The organism is Methylobacterium sp. B1, assembly GCF_000333255.1.
GTDB lineage: Bacteria > Pseudomonadota > Alphaproteobacteria > Rhizobiales > Beijerinckiaceae > Methylobacterium > Methylobacterium fujisawaense.
Genome location: NZ_BACT01000460.1, coordinates 1 through 2,551 on the forward strand (window position 1 = coordinate 1; position 2,551 = coordinate 2,551).

Genomic DNA, 2,551 nt, shown 5'->3' on the forward strand with positions numbered 1-2,551 from the left:
CCACCTCGCCGGCTCTGCGGCGACCTCGAGCGGCTCGTCGTCCTGCCGGAACCCGACACGGCCGCCTTCGACGGCCACGCGCGGGGCCACCGGCGGGGCGTGCGGGCGAGCATCGAGACCGCCCGGACCATGATCCTCGACCTCGCCCGCTCCCGCGAGCGCGTCTCGGACCGCACCGCCCAGGCCCTGCTGCGCCTGGAGAGCGCCGAGCAGATCTTTTCCGCGCTGATCGCCGTCGGCGAGCTGATCGACAGCCGTCCCGATGCCCGCCGCCGGGCCCTCGCCAAGGTCTTCCTGCGGCGCCTGCGCCCCCTCTTGGTGACCATCGCCCGGGCGATCCGCGACGACGTCAACCTCGACCTCGACCGTCTGGAACACTCCATCGCCCGCGTGGCCGAGGGGCTGTCGGAGGATCCGACCCTCGCCCGCCTCGCCGAACGGATCGTCGGGCGCGTGCGGATCGGCGCCAAGCTCTCGACCCCGGAGGGCTATCGCCCCGGCGGCACGCTCACGGAGGGCGGCAGCCTCGACCGCTGGACCCGCTATGTCGGGCCGCTGCGGCAGAACTTCACCCTGGCCTCGCCCAATCTCCGGCACGCCCTGCGGGCGAGCGCGGTCGCGGCCCCGGCGCTCGCCGCCACCCTGACCTATGCGGGCGCCTTCACGCACTGGCTGGTGATGACCGTGGTGCTCACCATGCAGCCCTTCTACGCGGCGACGTGGCAGCGGGCGCTGGAGCGGATCGGCGGCACGGTGCTGGGCGGCCTCGTGGGCGCCGTGCTCGCCTACTACGCCACGAGCCCCCTGGCGGAGGCCGGGCTGATCCTCGTGCTCAGCATCGTCGGCTTCGCGGCGCGCCAGATCTCCTACGGCTTTTTCGTCACCTGCCTGACCCCCCTCGTGGTGCTGCTGGTCGAGCTGCTGGAGCCCGGCCACAGCTCCTGGGAGATCGTCGCCATGCGGGGCGGCTTCACGGTGCTGGGCGGCGTGATCGCGGTGGCGAGCTGCCTGGTGCTGTGGCCGATCTGGGAGCCCGATCAGGTCCGGCAGGAACTGCGCCGGGCGCTCAAGGCCCAGGCCGGTCTCGCCGAGGCGGTGCTCCGCGCGCCGCCCGGCGAGGGCCGCGAGACCGCGATCGCGGCGCAGAGCCGCGAGGCCGGCCTCGCCCTCAACGATCTGGAGGCGGCGCTCTCCCGCGCCCTGCAGCAGCCCCGGGCCGGCAGCCACCCGGAGGTGGAATCCGCCCTGGTGGCCGACGCGACCCTGCGCCGGATCAGCGCCCGGCTCATCGTCCTGCGGCACGCCCCTGAGGCGGCCGCCCCCGAGGCCGAGCCCTGGCGGGCCTGGATCACCGCGACCCTGGCGGCCCTGGGCGCGGACAGGCCCGTGCCCGAGCGGCCGGCGCTGGATCGCGGGCAATCGCTCGTGCGTCTCGTCAGCCAGGTCGATCTTCTGGTGGGAACCCTGCGCCCTGGAGAGATCCGGGCTGGGACGGCGGCCGTCGGCGCGGTGCCGGGTCCGGCAAGCGGCGCCACCGGCCTTGCCGACCGGCCCGTCCCTCACACCTGAGAGTCCGCCGGTCCGGTGCCCCGATCACCGCCGGTTATCGGGGCCCGCGGAGCCCGCGGGCCCGTTCGCCCGTCAGAACCGCGGCAGGGCGTTGGCCGGGCCGCCGGCATGCGGACCGCTGTAGCGGTAGGCGGCCGCCCGCGCCGGACCGGCGGCGTCCCCATGCAGGACGGCGCCGTTGCCGACCCAGCCCGAATAGGCCGCGGCCGGGTAGGGCGAGTGCTTCGAATCCAGGCCCTGCGCGAGGGCGGGCGTGGCGACCGCGGCGACCAGGGCGGCGGCAGCGAGCATGCGGACGGTCATGATGATCTCCTGGTGTCTTCGTACGACTTCAGCGGGAAGTCATCCGGTCAACCGTGTCGCGTGAGGAAGATCGTCGGGTCGGCGGTCTTGATCACTCGGGCTTTGCTTGGCCGAATGTGACCTCTCAACGAGGATATTCTGCTTCGGGTTCGGCCGAGGCCGTGCGCTGGCGCACGACGGAGACGGCCCGGGCCCGGAGGCCGGCCCATCGCTCCGGTCTGGCCGGACCCGGCGCGGGGGTGCGTCCCGCGCGGAAGCGTGCCACAGACCGCGCCGAACGGAGTCCCGCGGAACCCTCTGACATGAAGTTGATCGTCGGCCTCGGAAACCCGGGCGCACGCTATGCGGGCAACCGGCACAATATCGGCTTCCTCGCCGTCGACGCGATCGCCCGCCAGCACCGGGCGAGCCCGTTCCGCCACCGCTTCCAGGGCGAGGCCGCCGAGGCGGTGCTGGGCCCGGAGCGGGCGATCCTCCTGAAGCCCTCGACCTTCATGAACGAGTCCGGCCGCGCCGTCTCGGAGGCGCAGCGCTTCTANCAGATTTCGCTCTCCGACGTGATCGTGCTGCACGACGAGCTCGACCTCGCCCCGCCAAGCTCCGGGTGAAGCTCGGCGGCGGGCATGCCGGCCATAACGGCCTGCGCTCGATCACCGCCCATGCGGCAACGACTACCGCC

General features: G+C 73.6%; 2 protein-coding genes and 1 pseudogene. 2 read left to right on the forward strand and 1 reads right to left on the reverse strand.

Annotated features, from left to right (window positions below; translation table 11 throughout):
• On the forward strand, nucleotides 1-1,569 hold a 1,569-nt coding region (locus I53_RS13360; RefSeq protein WP_043351480.1), incomplete at its 5' end, for an FUSC family protein.
• 72 nt (nucleotides 1,570-1,641) lie between these two features.
• Here the strand turns inward: I53_RS13360 and I53_RS13365 are convergent.
• Nucleotides 1,642-1,872 (reverse strand): hypothetical protein, encoded by a 231-nt coding sequence (locus tag I53_RS13365; protein WP_043351482.1) that lies wholly within the window; start codon nucleotides 1,870-1,872, stop codon nucleotides 1,642-1,644.
• Nucleotides 1,873-2,174: 302 nt separating this feature from the next.
• Here I53_RS13365 and pth point away from each other — a divergent pair.
• Nucleotides 2,175-2,551, forward strand: a pseudogene (gene pth, locus I53_RS13370) (aminoacyl-tRNA hydrolase); the annotation flags it as partial.